The 15,396-nt window shown below is 38.3% G+C and carries 11 protein-coding genes, 1 tRNA gene, 1 pseudogene and 1 riboswitch; of the genes and pseudogenes, 3 read left to right on the top strand and 10 right to left on the bottom strand.

The genetic code is table 11. The features are described from left to right. The first annotated feature begins 69 nt into the window (after nucleotides 1-69). Nucleotides 70-216 carry a hypothetical protein gene (locus ACWIW0_RS08815; RefSeq protein WP_454453014.1) on the top strand — a complete coding sequence of 49 codons (147 nt, stop codon included), beginning with the start codon at nucleotides 70-72 and terminating at the stop codon, nucleotides 214-216. Between the two features lie 39 nt (nucleotides 217-255). On the opposite strand, the gene ACWIW0_RS08810 is transcribed toward ACWIW0_RS08815, so the two are convergent. From ACWIW0_RS08810 to mepA, 4 genes are all read right to left on the bottom strand, one after another. After that, nucleotides 256-341 (bottom strand) — tRNA-Leu (locus tag ACWIW0_RS08810). A 9-nt stretch (nucleotides 342-350) separates the two neighbouring features. Beyond that, nucleotides 351-677: a preprotein translocase subunit SecG gene (gene secG, locus ACWIW0_RS08805; RefSeq protein WP_157395399.1), complete on the bottom strand. Its 327-nt coding sequence runs from the start codon at nucleotides 675-677 to the stop codon at nucleotides 351-353. A 123-nt stretch (nucleotides 678-800) separates the two neighbouring features. Then, a complete protein-coding gene (locus tag ACWIW0_RS08800; RefSeq protein ID WP_454453013.1) occupies nucleotides 801-2,720 on the bottom strand; it encodes a DNA topoisomerase III in 1,920 nt (639 codons plus the stop codon). A gap of 137 nt (nucleotides 2,721-2,857) precedes the next feature. Then, entirely contained in the window at nucleotides 2,858-3,688 is an 831-nt protein-coding gene (mepA, locus tag ACWIW0_RS08795; protein WP_454453012.1) for a penicillin-insensitive murein endopeptidase, read from the bottom strand. A gap of 219 nt (nucleotides 3,689-3,907) precedes the next feature. Further along, nucleotides 3,908-4,092: riboswitch (Lysine riboswitch) on the top strand. 98 nt (nucleotides 4,093-4,190) lie between these two features. On the opposite strand from mepA, the gene lysC reads away from it, so the two are divergent. Next, a complete protein-coding gene (lysC, locus tag ACWIW0_RS08790; RefSeq protein ID WP_454453011.1) occupies nucleotides 4,191-5,543 on the top strand; it encodes a lysine-sensitive aspartokinase 3 in 1,353 nt (450 codons plus the stop codon). Nucleotides 5,544-5,740: 197 nt separating this feature from the next. Beyond that, on the top strand, nucleotides 5,741-7,336 hold the full coding sequence (locus tag ACWIW0_RS08785) for an ABC transporter substrate-binding protein (protein ID WP_454453010.1): 1,596 nt from the start codon (nucleotides 5,741-5,743) through the stop codon (nucleotides 7,334-7,336). Between the two features lie 85 nt (nucleotides 7,337-7,421). On the opposite strand, the gene tsaB is transcribed toward ACWIW0_RS08785, so the two are convergent. The 6 genes and pseudogenes from tsaB to ACWIW0_RS08755 form a co-directional block, all read right to left on the bottom strand. Further along, on the bottom strand, nucleotides 7,422-8,114 hold the full coding sequence (tsaB, locus tag ACWIW0_RS08780; RefSeq protein ID WP_454453037.1) for a tRNA (adenosine(37)-N6)-threonylcarbamoyltransferase complex dimerization subunit type 1 TsaB: 693 nt from the start codon (nucleotides 8,112-8,114) through the stop codon (nucleotides 7,422-7,424). 244 nt (nucleotides 8,115-8,358) lie between these two features. Next, the gene (gene aroG, locus ACWIW0_RS08775) at nucleotides 8,359-9,429 is read right to left on the bottom strand and encodes a 3-deoxy-7-phosphoheptulonate synthase AroG (protein ID WP_454453009.1); all 1,071 of its coding nucleotides are present in this window, start codon (nucleotides 9,427-9,429) and stop codon (nucleotides 8,359-8,361) included. A 159-nt stretch (nucleotides 9,430-9,588) separates the two neighbouring features. Next, nucleotides 9,589-10,446, bottom strand: a pseudogene (gene ypfJ / locus ACWIW0_RS08770) (KPN_02809 family neutral zinc metallopeptidase). Nucleotides 10,447-10,559: 113 nt separating this feature from the next. Beyond that, entirely contained in the window at nucleotides 10,560-13,337 is a 2,778-nt protein-coding gene (locus ACWIW0_RS08765) for a DNA translocase FtsK (protein WP_454453036.1), read from the bottom strand. A gap of 63 nt (nucleotides 13,338-13,400) precedes the next feature. Continuing rightward, the gene (gene lrp, locus ACWIW0_RS08760) at nucleotides 13,401-13,883 is read right to left on the bottom strand and encodes a leucine-responsive transcriptional regulator Lrp (protein ID WP_157394610.1); all 483 of its coding nucleotides are present in this window, start codon (nucleotides 13,881-13,883) and stop codon (nucleotides 13,401-13,403) included. A gap of 153 nt (nucleotides 13,884-14,036) precedes the next feature. Beyond that, entirely contained in the window at nucleotides 14,037-15,254 is a 1,218-nt protein-coding gene (locus ACWIW0_RS08755; protein ID WP_454453008.1) for an aromatic amino acid transport family protein, read from the bottom strand. Nucleotides 15,255-15,396 lie beyond the last annotated feature (142 nt).

The raw sequence follows: 15,396 nt of genomic DNA, 5'->3' as shown, positions 1-15,396 counted from the left end.
TTTCAGCTCAACTATATTTCAAATTTATTTTCTATATTGCTCACGCAACATAGAAAGGAAAAATGTGCTGTGGAAGAACACCAATGGAAACACTACTTGATGGAGAACGGTTTTGGACAGAAAAGAACAAATAAAAAGCAAGATACAGAATATAAAAACAGTGATTATAAGATCATAAAAACACTTCAAAGCCTTGTATCACAAGGATTTGAATAAAATAAAAAAGCCTAGTCGATTTGACTAGGCTTTATTACTTGGTGCTCTGGGCGAGACTCGAACTCGCACATCCTCTGGACACTACCCCCTCAAGATAGCGTGTCTACCAATTCCACCACCAGAGCGTAAATCTATTACTGAGGAATATCACTATTTTCTGTCTTAGCTGGAACTTCTTGTTTCTGTTCCACTTGACTTAAGTCACCAAACTGACTGGTTGGTGCTTTGGTGTCGCTGTTTAAGTTGCCAATTACTAAACTAAGACTAAAGAAGATAACTGCTAATAATGCGGTTGTTCTTGATAAAAAATTTGCAGAACCTGCTGAACCAAATACTGTCCCAGCCGCACCAGCACCAAAAGAAGCACCAGCATCTGCACCTTTACCTTGTTGAATTAAAATAAATCCAACAATCAATAAAGCAACAACAAGATAAGCAATTGTAAGTAAATTAATTAACATTGTTTTCTCTTAAATCCGTTCAAAATAAAATTCCGCCAATGCGGAATTAGTTTCGATGGGCGGAATAATATAGATTTACTGAGTTTGTTGCAAGGAAATTTTGATAAAACCCCATTATTCGATTTATTTTTCAGCATTGTATGCTTTTTGAGTAGCGTTATAACTCCGCTTGGGTGTTGTAAGCGGTGTGATTTTTGCTAAATTTTGCAAAATTTGTGGGTTTGGCGACCAGAGCAATTCGGGTAATGTATGGCTTAAATCTTGCATAAATTGCTGATAGCTTACCTGTTTTTTACTAATATCCGTTAGTTGCATTTCCCATTGTGCTGTCATATCAGGCAGAGTTGCCACATCGGGTAAAGATGCGATTAAGGTTCTGCCTGCTTCGGTACTGTGAATATTACGCCCTTTTTTAATTAAAAAACCACGTTTGAACAAAAGCTCAATAATGCTTGCTCGGGTTGCTTCTGTCCCTAATCCATCAGTTTCACGCAGAATTTTTTTCAGCTGTTTATCTTGCACAAAACGAGCAATTCCCGTCATTGCCGAAAGTAAAGTGGCATCAGTAAAGTAACGTGGTGGTTGGGTCTTTTTGGCAACAATTTCTCCTTGTTCACAATGGAGCTGCTGATCTTTCTTTACTACGGGTAAAAGCGGTTCTAGCACTTCTTCACTATCTTCTTTTCCTAATAATGATTTCCAACCAGCAACGATTAAATTACGGGCTTGAGCCACAAAAACACCACCAGCAATACTTAAAGAAATTTTCCCCTTACGATATTCTGCATCAGGGCAAAACTGCAATAAATATTGACGAGCAATTAAATGATAAATTCTCCGTTCATTTTCGGTTAAATGCACCTTTCCCTGACGCATTGTCGGGATAATCGCGTGGTGAGCTTCAACCTTATTATCGTTCCAACAACGATTTTTTATTTCGGGATCAACCGCTGCAGGCTTTTCCGCATATTCATTCAAATGATGAGCAATCGCAGCCATTACTTTATGCCGCTGTACAAAATGCTCTACGGGTAAATAACGATTATCCGAACGTGGGTAAGTAATCAATTTATGAGTTTCATATAGCTTTTGGCAAATATCTAATACGGCTTGTGCAGAAAGTCCAAAACGGCGAGCTGCATCAATTTGTAATGCCGATAATGAATAAGGCAAAGGAGCAGTTTCGTTCTCTATTTTATCTTGATATTCCGTCACTAAAGCGGGCTGTTCAGTAATACGTTTTACCACATTTTCCGCTAAGGCTTTTGATAATACTCGTCCGTCATCATCTTGATAATCTTCACACGCCTTGCTTGGTTGCCATTGTGCAGTAAATCGCTCTTGGGTTTCAGGTACAACAATATGTGCCAAGACTTCATAATAATCTTTCGGCTCAAAATGTTCGATTTCAAAATCACGTCTAACAATTAGCCCTAATACGGGAGTTTGTACCCGTCCGACAGAAAGCACGCCTTTGTAACCTGCTCTTTGTCCTTGAATGGTATAAGCTCTAGTCATATTGATACCATAGAGCCAATCGGCTCTCGCTCGTGCTAATGCCGATGTTGCAAGCGGTATGAAATCGCGATTAAATTGCAATTTTTCTATTGCTTTTTTAACCGCACTTGGATTGAGATCGCTGATTAAACAGCGTTGAATTTGTGATTTTTTTTCAATCGGAAGATTAAGATAACCAAATACTTCATCGACCAGTAGTTGCCCTTCACGATCGGGGTCGCCAGCGTGGATTAAACTATCTGCCTGCTTAATCAATTTCTCCACAACTTTAAATTGTTTAAGCGTTTGTTTTTTCGGAATTAATTTCCATTGCTGTGGAATAATGGGAAGATGTTCTGTTTGCCAACGCTTAAAACGTTCATCATAAACATCAGGCTCGGCCTGCTCCAACAAATGCCCGATACACCAAGTAACCACATTGCCTTCACCGCATTCTATAAAGCCATCTTTATTCGTATGCGGTTTTGGCAATACCTGTGCAATCGCACGACCTAAACTAGGCTTTTCGGCAATAAATAGTCTCATTACAGCGTTCCGAGTTTTACTAATGTTGGGGAAATAATAAGTGTTGGGGGAATAAATGTAAAAAATAACAAGCGGTCGAGATAGGATTACTTTTTGCAAAAATTTCCTAAAATCTTACCGCTTGTATTCAATAATATTTAGTTTACCCCTTGTGAAGATAAAATCATTTGGCAAAGTTGTGGTGGTTGTGGCAAAGTTTTATCTTTCGGTTTAGATGTTGATGGCTTAGCGGGTTCAAACCACGAATAAAGCTCATCTCCACAGCCATCTCCAGCTGGAACAGGTGCTTGATTTTCACAATTTGGAGCATCTGCTGGGCAAGTTAAACGCACGTGGAAATGGGAGTCGTGAGCATACCAAGGGCGGATCTTACGCAACCACTCACGATCTTTACCTGCAGTATTACATAATTTCACTTTTATTGCAGGGTTCACAAAAATACGATCTACTCGTGGATCTGTTGCCGCTAATTTTAATAAATTAGTGTGATTTGCTGTCCATAAACGTTCATCAACTACATTTGATGCACGATCCACCATAATAGTTGCTAACCCTGCAGGGTTACGTGCTGTTGCATCGTCCATCGGTCCAAAACGCAACCAAATATCCGCATCTAATCCTGTTTGATGGCTTGCGTGTCCTGAAGAAAAACGCCCACCGGCTGGCATTCCCATATCACCAATTAAAATAGGTGGAACCCCAGCACTTTTAGCTCTCTGTCCTAAAGATTGTAAATAACTCAATAATTGTGGGTGTCCATAATAGCGGTTTTTAATTGAGCGGATAACTTGATAACCTTCACCTTTCAAGGCTAACGGTTGAGCCCCAATAATACAACCATTGCTATATCCACCAATAGATTGTGCTTTCCCTTGTACTGGTACACTAATTTTTTCCCAAGCTGTTGCAGACGCTAGATTTGCGGCTACGAATAAACTTGCCATAATAATGGCTTTACTCAATTTCATTTTGCTTTCCTGCTTCAAAGAAGAATAATTTATCTATTCTATCTGCCCTTCTATCAACTCCAAAGCAGATTTTACAAAAAACGGGCGAAATTTAACCGCTTGTATTCTCTTTAAACCTTGTTCAATAAATTTAATTTGACATTGAAATAATAAAAAGTTATTTCTATGCACGTTTTCCGCTGTTAAGCGGAAGAAAGTTATAATTGCTTAAACTGACATTATAGCGGGAGAGGCGCAACATTCAGGTAACTTACTTTAGGGAACTAGACCGTTTGAGGGTAAGCGATGGGAATGATTGCCGAGATGTGAATTCACTAGAATAGGAATGAACATCGGCTGAGCAGGTTGAATCCTATCAGCTGTCGTTTAAAACAAGGTGTTTTAAATGGAGTGCTCTTAAATTTGTTTCCCAACAATTTACTACCTACATTTTTCCTGTTTTTATTCTCATCTCTTGCATTTGTAAACACAATTCAATTTTATAATATAGGAAATTTCTAATATGTCTCATCTTTCTGTGGCGAAATTTGGTGGTACTAGTGTGGCTAATTTTGACGCAATGTCTGCCTGTGCAAACATTGTAATAGCAGATGCTAATACAAAAGTTGTGGTTCTTTCCGCATCTGCTGGCGTTACAAACTACTTAGTTGAACTCGCAAATGGTTGCGATGCTAATCGCCGTAGTGAAATTTTAGATGCGGTTCGTGCTATTCAATATAATATTATCAATAAATTACAACAACCTGATGCTGTTTCAAGACAAATTGAAGATATTTTACAGCATATTACTGGGTTAGCGGAATCTGCTAGCTTAGCGACTTCTGCAGCACTAACTGATGAGCTGATCTGCCACGGTGAGATGATGTCCACCCGTATTTTTACGCAATTACTAGCAGAAAGAAATTATCCCTCAGTATGGGTTGATGTGCGTAACGTTGTTGCTACAAATAGCCATTTTGGTAAAGCTGCACCGAATGATGAAAAAACTCAACAACAAACCGATGCCGTATTAAAACCGTTACTTGCTGAGGGTAAAATTGTGATTACACAAGGGTTTATCGGGCGTGATGATGAGGGGAAAACAACTACACTAGGACGTGGTGGTAGCGACTACTCTGCGGCATTATTAGCAGAAGTATTAAACGCAAATGATGTGTTAATTTGGACAGATGTTCCTGGTATTTATACAACCGATCCTCGTGTTGTTCCTATGGCTAAACGTATTGATACCATTAGTTTCAACGAAGCAGCTGAAATGGCAACTTTTGGTGCTAAAGTACTTCACCCTGCAACATTATTACCAGCAGTACGTAGCAACATTCCTGTGTATGTGGGTTCAAGTAAAGCTCCTGAACAAGGTGGGACTTGGGTAACGCGTGATCCGCAACCACGCCCAACTTTCCGAGCATTAGCATTACGCCGTAATCAAATTCTACTAACACTCTCTAGTTTAAGTATGCTACACGCTCAAGGTTTCTTAGCGAATGTCTTTGCTATTTTAACTAAACATAAAATTTCAGTTGATGTGATCACAACTTCGGAAGTAAGCGTTGCAATTACGTTGGATAAAACAGGTTCGGCATCTTCTGGAGCAGATATGTTGTCTGAAGAGCTACTAACCGAACTTCGTCAATATTGCAATGTTCAAGTAGAAACTGATTTAGCGTTAGTGGCTATTATCGGTAACAATTTGCACACGCAATCGGGTATTGCTAAACAGTTATTTGATACGCTAGCCCCTTATAATGTTCGTTTAATTAGCTATGGTGCAAGCACGAATAATGTTTGTACATTAGTTCAAAACCACGAAGCAGACGAGATTATTCGTGCATTACACGCAGCGTTGTTTGAGTAAATAGTAACATTTTTCATATAACTGATATAAGGAATAGAAGATCACAAATCGTGGTCTTCTATAAACCTCAATTTAACCTTTCACATCTTCTAATACTAATTCATTATTACTTATTTAGTTTTGTTATTTTAATTTTCAAAATAGCCTGTATATTTCCATATAATTTTTAGTTATTAAAACATTAAGGAACTAGGTTTATGCATTTTTCTAAATTAGTTATATCTTTAGGTTTACTAGGTTCAGCATCTCTTGCTTTTTCTGCACCTGCTAATACATTAGTAAACTGTATTGCTACACCACCAATGAAACTTAGCCCAGCTATAACAAATGATGCTAACGATTTTAATGCAAGCTCACAGCAGGTTTATAATCGACTTGTTGAGTTTAAAGCAGGTACTTTGGAAATTGAGCCAAGTTTAGCTGAACGTTGGGAAATCAGTGAAGATGGATTAACCTACACTTTTCATTTGCGTAAAGATGTTAAATTCCATACCAACAAAATATTTTCACCTACTCGAACGCTTAATGCAGATGATGTAATTTTCTCTTTTCTACGACAAGCAGATAAAAATCACCCCTACCATACAGTTTCAGCAGGTACATATTTCTATTTTAACTGGATGAACTTACACAATATTCTAAATAATGTAGAAAAAATTGATGACTACACTGTCAAAATCACCTTAAACCAACCCAATACCCCTTTTATTACCACGCTTGCGATGGATTTCTTATCTATTTATTCTAAAGAATATGCAGATCAGCTACTTGAGAAAAATACACCTGAATTATTAGACCAACAACCTATTGGAACAGGCCCATTTGTATTTCAAGTTTACCAAACAGACCACGCAGTACGCTATCAAGCCAATAAAGATTATTGGAAAGGTAAAGCTGATATAGAACGCCTTATCTTCAGCATTACCCCTGATGCAGGAACTCGTTATGCTAAATTAAAAGCTGGGGAATGTGATGTGATTGATTTCCCTAATATTTCAGACATCGCACAAATGAAACAAGATCCCAAAATCAATTTACTTGAGCGTGAAGGGTTAAATTTAGCCTACATTGGTTTAAATACAACCAAAGATGCACTAAATAACGTGAAAGTTCGTCAAGCATTGCAGCACGCTACTGATAAAAAAGCAATAGTTGATGCGGTTTATCAAGGGGGAGGAAGTGTAGCCACCAATCCTTTTCCTGATGCTGTTCTCGGTTATAACTCTAACCTACAACAGTATGAATTTAATTTAGACAAAGCAAAAAAACTACTCGCAGAAGCAGGATATCCTGATGGATTTGAAACAGAAATCTGGGTTCAGCCAGTAGTTCGCCCATCTAACCCTAATCCACGCCGTACAGCTGAAATTATTCAGGCTGACTGGGCAAAAATTGGCGTTAAAGCAAAATTGGTAACACACGAATGGGCTGACTTTAATAAACGGACTCGTGAAGGAGAATTTTTTGCTGGCACTTACGGTTGGACAAGCCGTAATGGTGATCCTGATAATTTCTTATTCCCACTACTAAGTAAGTCAAATATTCCAGGTACTAACTATTCACGTTGGACTGATGATACCTTTGAAAACTTGCTAAACCAAGCAGTTCAAACACAAGATCGAGCTGAGCGTATTAAACTCTATCAACAAGCTGTAGATATTTTCCAACAGAATACACCAATTATTCCTCTAGCTCACTCAATCAATTACGTTCCTCTAAGTAAGAGGGTTCAAGGTTTCACACAAAGTCCATTTGGCTATACTGCCTTTTACGGAATCAAATTATCAGAATAGGGACTTATACAGCTCACACCCCCCTCTCACTTTATTAAAAAAGAGGGGAAAAATACTGATGATATAGCCAAAAATTGATGTAATCTTACCGCTTATGTGGGAGTTTTTGCCAAGTAACTTCATTACGAAGGTAAACAGGCTCGATCTCCATTGCTGATTGTGTTTTCCCTTGCTGATAGGCTTGTTCGGCAAGAGAAAGCATATAACGGGCAGAGGGTAAGGTAATATCGCTTACGACAAGCGGTAAGTTTGATTCACTAAATTGCGAATAGGCAGCCCAACCTGTTCCAACCACGATAGGATCTCGCTCTATTTGAATTTGTTCTATCGCTTTTTCAGGTGGACAAACTTGTTCAGCCACTACTTCACCCCACCCCTTTTCATTACGACTAAACTGAGCAAAATAAACTTCATTCATTCGAGCGTCAATTAAAGCTACTACTTCCGTTTTGCCTAATTGCTGATAAGCACATTCTGCCATTGCTAGTAAATTTGATACCGCAATAACGGGTAATTCCGCACCTAAAGCTAGACCTTGAGCAATACCAACGCCTACACGTACCCCCGTAAAACTCCCAGGACCACGCCCAAATGCGAGTAAATCAATTTGCTTTATGCTTAAATTGGCTTGTGTTAATAACTCATCAATCATCGGTAAAATACGTTGTGTATGAGTTCTTGGGCTAAGTTCATCTAAAGTAGAAATACTTTCTTGATGTAGTAAAGCCACTGAACAGGCTTCAGTGGCTGTATCTAAGGCTAAAATTGTTTTCATTATCTTACTCAAAAAGCACTACTTTTATAAAAAGCACTCAGACTGATGACAAGCCCTAATTTGTTGTATTCAATAAACGGACGCCAGCGTGGCGTCCCTACACAATAATATTAATTTACTTTGTAGGGACGCACTGAGTGCGTCCGAATAAAAAACTTTGTCAATAATCTGTGGTGGGCTAAGACCCACCCTACACTAAATAAGTTCGCCAATAATCTGACTATCCTTATAAAAGCAGCTTAATTATTTATCCATTTAATTTACGACGCTGTTCAACGGCTTCAGCTAATTGGAATAATACTTTTTCACTATCTTCCCAACCAATACAGCCATCAGTAATACTTTGTCCGTAGGTTAATTCTTTCCCAGTTACTAAGTCTTGACGACCTTCAACTAAATGACTTTCAATCATTACGCCTGAAATAAAGTTTGAACCGTTAGCAATCTGCTCGCAAACTGAATCCGCTACATTTAATTGGCGTTTAAACTGTTTTTGGCTGTTTGCGTGGCTAAAATCGATCATAACGTGCGGACGGCGACCAGATTTTTCAATATCTGCACAAACTTTAGCAACAGATTCTGCATCATAGTTTGTACCATTATCTCCACCTCGTAAAATAATATGACAATCAGGATTACCTTGCGTAGAAACGATCGCTGAATGTCCAAATTTTGTTACCGATAAGAAATGGTGAGGAGCTTCTGCTGCACCTATGGCATCTAAAGCGATTTTTACCCCGCCATTTGTACCATTTTTGAAACCTACTGCACAAGAAAGCCCTGATGCTAATTCACGATGGACTTGTGATTCAGTTGTTCTCGCACCAATCGCTCCCCAACTCATAAAATCTGCAACATATTGTGGAGTGATCATATCTAAAAATTCACCTGCAGCGGGAACAGTTAAATCGTTAATATCTGATAAAACTTTACGCCCAATGCGTAAACCATCGTTTAATGCAAAGGTTTCATTTAAATAAGGATCGTTAATCAAACCTTTCCAGCCAACTGTTGTACGCGGTTTTTCAAAATAAACTCGCATTACCACTTCTAAATTTTGGTTGATTTTGGGGTTTGCACGCATTCCACGAATTTTTTCTGCATACTCTAATGCTGCTTTTGGATCGTGAATAGAGCAAGGCCCAATTACAACTAATAAGCGGTCATCTGCACCGTGTAAAATTTTATGAATCGCAGAACGTGCTTTCGATACCGTATCGGCAGCAATATCACTCGCAGGAAAACGTTCTAATAAAGCAACTGGTGGTAATAATTCTTCAATATTATTGATACGGACATCATCGTTTCTATAAGTCATACAACATCTCTTTAAATAAAGTTAATCATAAATCCCTTTAACAAATAGCAACTTGCTACCCGTCATTTAGATGGCAATAAAGTAGAATAATCCCTTATTATTGTCAAACTATTTTGTACTATTTTAATAGTACAGTGATACAAAAGATTATTTTTTAATCTATTGCACAAATGTATTACAGACATTTGGGTTGCCTGACTGCAATCCTTTTTTAAACCAAGCTAAACGCTGTGCAGAAGAGCCGTGTGTAAAACTATCAGGAATAATTCGACCTTGGCTCTGTTTTTGTAATCGGTCATCGCCGATAGATTCCGCAGCCAAGAAAGCCTCCTCTACATCACCGTCTTCCAGTTTTCCTTCTTTTTAAATTTGATGTCCCCAAACACCAGCAAAACAGTCAGCTTGTAGTTCAACATTCACTGAAATCTGATTTGCATCCCTACGGCTACTTGCATTACGTTGTGCCTGTTGTGTTTTAGCTGTAATACCTAGCTGATGTTGAATATGATGCCCAACTTCGTGAGAAATCACATAAGCGAAAGCAAAATCTCCTGCGGCTTTTAACTTATATTTCATATCGTCATAAAAAGAGAGATCAAGATAAATTTTCTCATCCGCAGGACAATAAAAAGGTCCCATTACTGATTGCCCTGTGCCGCAAGCCGTTGATGTTGCACCTCGATATAGCACTAAAGTCGGCTCTCGATAAGTTAAACCATTTTTACGAAAATACTCTCCCCAAACTCTCTCAGTGGTATAAAGCACTTTACGAGAGAGTGTATTAAGTTCTGCTTCTTCAGCGGAAATATTTTGAGTTTGCTGAGTTTGTGGATAATTCTCTTCTTGTCCGAAACCAACAACACCAGAAAGGTCGATACCATAATAAGCACCGACTAACAGGATAATAAAACCAAGCAATCCACCTTTTTTACCAACAGGCATTCGATGACTACCATAACTTGATTGACTTCGGCGATCTTCTACGTTTCGGCTTTCTCTTTCATTATCTAAGCGCATATCTTTCCTAACTATTTTTATTTTTCAGTTATCAGTCCAACCTTTAAATTTCAAGCGGTCAGATTATTGTAAAAATTTACTAATACTCACCGCTTGTATTTTCCATACTGGAACTAACGAGCCAAAACTTCTCTTTTACCACGACTATCAGGGCTAGATAAAATCCCTTGTTCTTCAAGCTGATCGATGATACGAGCTGCTCGGTTAAAACCAAGAGAGAAACGGCGTTGAATACCGCTAATTGAAGTCGCTCCACCATCAATCATAAATTGAGCGATTTCGTCAAAACGTGGATCTAACTCACTGCTACTACGCATACCACCCTCTTCATTGTCATCTTCTTGAGATGCCACAATACTATCAATATAGTTTGGCTTTCCTCTGGCTCGCCAGTTATCTGCCACTCGTTGCACATCTTCATCACTCATAAAGGCACCGTGAACACGAATAATTTCAGGACTTCCCGCACCTGAATAAAGCATATCACCACGCCCTAATAAGCTTTCTGCACCACCTTTATCTAAAATAGTACGAGAGTCAATTTGGCTTGCCACCGTAAAGGCTATACGGCTTGGAATATTCGCTTTAATTACCCCTGTAATCACATCCGTAGATGGGCGTTGAGTAGCTAAAATTAAATGAATCCCGACAGCTCGTGCTTTTTGAGCAATTCGCATTATATGATCTTCAACCTGCTTACCTGCGGACATCATTAGATCTGCAAACTCATCAACAATTAAAACAATGTAACTCATTTTCTCTAATGGTGGTGGTAGAGCGTCCATTGTATCGCCTGGTCGCCACAATGGATTTGGGATCGGTAAGCCCATTTCTTCCGCCTGTTTGATCTTGTCATTATAGCCTTCAATATTGCGTACACTTAAACTACTCACCAGTAAGTAACGGCGTTCCATCTCTTCCACTGCCCAACGCAACGCATTTTCTGCTTTTTTCATATCGGTTACTACGGGAGTAAGTAAATGTGGAATATCGTTATAAATAGATAGCTCCACAACTTTAGGGTCGATCATAATAAAACGAACTTGTTCAGGAGTGAGTTTAAATAATAAACTCAAAATCATTGTATTTACCCCAACGGACTTACCACCGCCCGTTTGTCCTGCAACAAGTAAATGGGGCATTTTTGCCATATCAACAACAACAGGCTCCCCACTGATATCTTTTCCTAATGCCATAGGTAAAGTCGCTTTACTATGACGAAACGCATCACTATTTAGCACATCACGCAGCCATACAGTTTCACGATGACGATTCGGCGTTTCTATTCCCATATAAGGTTTACCAGGAACAACATCAGTAATACGAATCGCTTTGAAAATTAACGAACGAGCTAAATCACTATCTAAATTTGTGATTTTAGTCGCCTTTACCCCTGCTGCTGGCAAAATTTCATAACGGGTTACCACAGGCCCAACAAGTACATCTTCTACGGTCGCTTTTACACCAAAATTAGCTAACTCTTGCTCAATTCTTGCTGATGTTTCACGAATTTCTTGTTCAGTAATTTGCTGAGTTTCTACTTTTCCTTGTGATAATAAATCCAAGGTTGGTAATGGTGTAGTCGGTTTTTCTACACTTTTTTGACGCTGTAACAGGGGGTGTACTAATGAATCTCCATAACCTTTCGGATAGCTTACTGATGATGTAGCGGTCGGATTTCCTATATTTTTTGCAACAGATTCCACAGGACTTACCGCTTGTGTAGGCGGTACAATTTCAACCTTCGGAGTATAGGTTTCAGACCAACTTTCATCATTCACATCTGATACTGTAGATTGTATATCTGGTTGCATAAATTTAGGCTTAACACCCTGTTCATTATCAAATGACGGAACTGAAATTTTTGATATAGAAGAACTCTCTGCGAATAGCTCTTGCTTATCATCAGTAATATCCACATTCTCAGACAATTCAACTATCGACTGTGGAGCAACAAATAAACTATCATTATTTAAACGCACCTTAGGAAAAGCACTAGGGGGCATTTCCACTATTTCTTCAGCTTGTTCAAATGATACAACTTCTTCATTGATAGCATTTTCAGTAAATGGTGCCGTTGATTGTGGTACAGTAACTTTAGGTAAAGTTGCTTGTATCACTTCAGGCTTAAATAAAGAAACATCTGTTATTTCATCAGCTACTAAAGATTGATCTACCACCACAGGTTCTGTTGTAAATTGTTCTGGTGAAACCGTTTTTAAGCCCTTAATTGTTGGGCGAGTAAACACAGACACATCGGTAAACTGCTGATTTTCGACACTCGGTTTAGAATGAGATGCAACATCAATCTCTTCTTGAATACGATCAGTTTCAGCCGTATTTTGTGATTCTGTATATTCTTCAGATTGAGAACTTTGTGATTGTTTATTTTCAGTGATCCAATCATATAAACGGTTAAATAATTGAAGTAATACTTGCCCTGAACAGAAATAAAACCCTAGAACAGTTAAAATTAAACCAATTAGTAATACCCCAAATTGCCCGAGAGTTTCTCCAATACTACTGAATAATATCCCCCCAATAAAACCACCCGCTAAATAGTAAGCTGAATTTGACAATAGCACGTTAGCAATTCCAGCAACCCCAACCATAAAGCAGAGAAAGCTTAGTATCCATAGCCCAATATGACGAAGATCGAGACCCGAAGATAGACGCCCAAGTAATAAGTAACAAGGTACACCAAACAAAGCAAAAGGAACAATAAAGGCGACTTTACCAAACATTGCAAATAATACGTCAATAAGCCAAGCCCCTAAAAAACCTGTTTTATTTAAGGTGCTTTCCGTTACACTACTTGCTACCGACCACGCATTATCAAGCGGACTATAACTCGCCCACGCAATAATTAAATAAATACCTAGCGTTGCCATTAGTAATAGCACAAACTTAACAATATTATCTTTCCCTTTTAAACGCTGAATCACAATAAGTCCTTATTTTAATAACAAATAATTCGTTTGCTTCACTTCTTCCATTACCACATAAGTGCGAGTATCGTTTACCCCTGGTAAACGTAGTAAAGTAGTACCTAACAATTTACGATAAGCCGCCATATCTGCTACACGAGTTTTGAGTAGATAGTCGAAATCTCCTGAAACAAGATGACATTCTTGAATTTCATCAAGTTGCTGTACAGCAATATTAAATTCTTCAAATACATCTGGTTTACCACGAATAAGGGTAATTTCAACAATAACTAATAACGGGGCTTCCAATAATTCTGGATTAAGCAAAGCTCGGTAGCCCATTATGACATTTTGTTTTTCCAAACGTTTCACTCGTTCCAAGCAAGGTGTTGGAGAAAGCCCGACTCGTTTAGATAATTCGATATTAGAAATTTTGCCATTGCGTTGCAATTCATTCAGAATTTTTAGATCAATGGCGTCAAGGGCTTTAGGTAGTTTTTTATTTTCCATTTTTTCTCCTTTTTAGCGTTTTATTCTACTTTTTTCGCCTTTTATTCTGCTTGAATCATTCTACCGAGTTATGTTTATTAGGTCTAAAATTATTTGCAAAAAAATAAAAAAATCCGACCGCTTGTGCGATCGGATCTCTCAATAAATGAAAAACTAACCAGCGACTGCGGGTAAAATACCTTTCTCAATTAAGAATGGAATCACCATAATGATAATTCCCATTACAAAAGCAATCGCTAATCCCACATTGCCGCCAGCAACACGATATGGCAGATTTGGGTGTAATTGTCTTGCTTTCCACGCTAAAGCAATTGGTAACAATAAGCCATAGAAAGCAAAGAGTAAACCTGCATAACCTAATGCTGCAATAAAGCCATTTGGATAGAATAATGCGAAAGCCAGTGGTGGCAAGAATGTTAATGGGGTTAAAACCACTCGATTATTTGGTAAGTTAAAGCGTTTTAATAGATCGCCAACACCTTCAAAAATCCCCATTGCTACTCCTAAAAAAGAAGTAATTAGTGCTAATGATGAGAATAAACGCACCATTTCACCTAAAATTGAGCTACCTGTAATCTGTGTTGTGGCTTTCACTAGCCCATTTAACGTTGGATCTTGATTAAGCAATGCGACAAATTCATTTTGACTTAATACACCGTGAGTGGCTAATTGCCATAATAAATAAGCGGTGAGTGGAATTAACGTCCCAATAATAACTGCGACACGAATTTTACGAATATCCGCTTCTAAATAGCTATTGATACTTCCCATAATGACGTGGAAACCAAAAGAAGTGAAGAAAATCGGTACGGCTGAAACCACTAATAAATTATCTAATGGAATTGCGGTTAAATTCTCTAATTTTGACTTTGGTAACATCATCAATAATACAAATACAAATGCAATGATCTTACCGATAAAGAGTAAGCGAGTTAAACCGTCCACTCCTTTAATCCCAATAACAACAAATGCACCAAGAATTAAGGTAAAGAGTAAAATACCTACTTTTAAGGTATGACTATCATCGCCAAAACTCGGTAATACCCCTGAGAGTAATGAACCACCACCCGTAATATAAGCCGCCAATAATGCATAAAGTAAAACTAACAAACTCACTGTCGCCAGTACTCGTCCAATCATTCCAAAATACTGTTCAGCTAAAGAAGCTACCCCAACATCTTGCTGTTTTGCTGTTTGGTACACTTCCATAAAAAGTAAGCCTGTGTAAGTTAATAAGCCCCACAACCCAACTAGCAAAACAACCGTCATTCCAAAGCCCATACCCGCAGAAGTTAGTGGCATTGCCAACATTCCTGCCCCGATTGTTGTCCCTGCAATAATCAAGGCACTACCTAAAATTTTATTTTTCATATTGTCTCCAAGTTAGAAAGCGGTGCATTCTAGCAGAAGAAAACAAAATTGTAACGACATATTTTCACTGTAAAAATAATGGTACAAATTGTACAAATTAGTAATACAAAAGCGGTCTGTTTTCTATGATTATTTGCAAAAA

This window comes from Ursidibacter sp. B-7004-1 (genome assembly GCF_053654055.1).
This window is presented reverse-complemented; position numbering and strand designations above follow the sequence as displayed.

What these genes read in the sequence shown, in the direction of transcription:
- lrp (WP_157394610.1), bottom strand. Translation starts at nt 13,883, where the DNA reads ATGGAAAATAAAAAACTACCTAAAGCCCTTGACGCCATTGATCTAAAA.
- secG (WP_157395399.1), bottom strand. Translation starts at nt 677, where the DNA reads ATGTTAATTAATTTACTTACAATTGCTTATCTTGTTGTTGCTTTATTG.
- ACWIW0_RS08755 (WP_454453008.1), bottom strand. Translation starts at nt 15,254, where the DNA reads ATGAAAAATAAAATTTTAGGTAGTGCCTTGATTATTGCAGGGACAACA.
- ACWIW0_RS08800 (WP_454453013.1), bottom strand. Translation starts at nt 2,720, where the DNA reads ATGAGACTATTTATTGCCGAAAAGCCTAGTTTAGGTCGTGCGATTGCA.
- ACWIW0_RS08765 (WP_454453036.1), bottom strand. Translation starts at nt 13,337, where the DNA reads ATGGCAACGCTAGGTATTTATTTAATTATTGCGTGGGCGAGTTATAGT.
- ACWIW0_RS08785 (WP_454453010.1), top strand. Translation starts at nt 5,741, where the DNA reads ATGCATTTTTCTAAATTAGTTATATCTTTAGGTTTACTAGGTTCAGCA.
- mepA (WP_454453012.1), bottom strand. Translation starts at nt 3,688, where the DNA reads ATGAAATTGAGTAAAGCCATTATTATGGCAAGTTTATTCGTAGCCGCA.
- lysC (WP_454453011.1), top strand. Translation starts at nt 4,191, where the DNA reads ATGTCTCATCTTTCTGTGGCGAAATTTGGTGGTACTAGTGTGGCTAAT.
- aroG (WP_454453009.1), bottom strand. Translation starts at nt 9,429, where the DNA reads ATGACTTATAGAAACGATGATGTCCGTATCAATAATATTGAAGAATTA.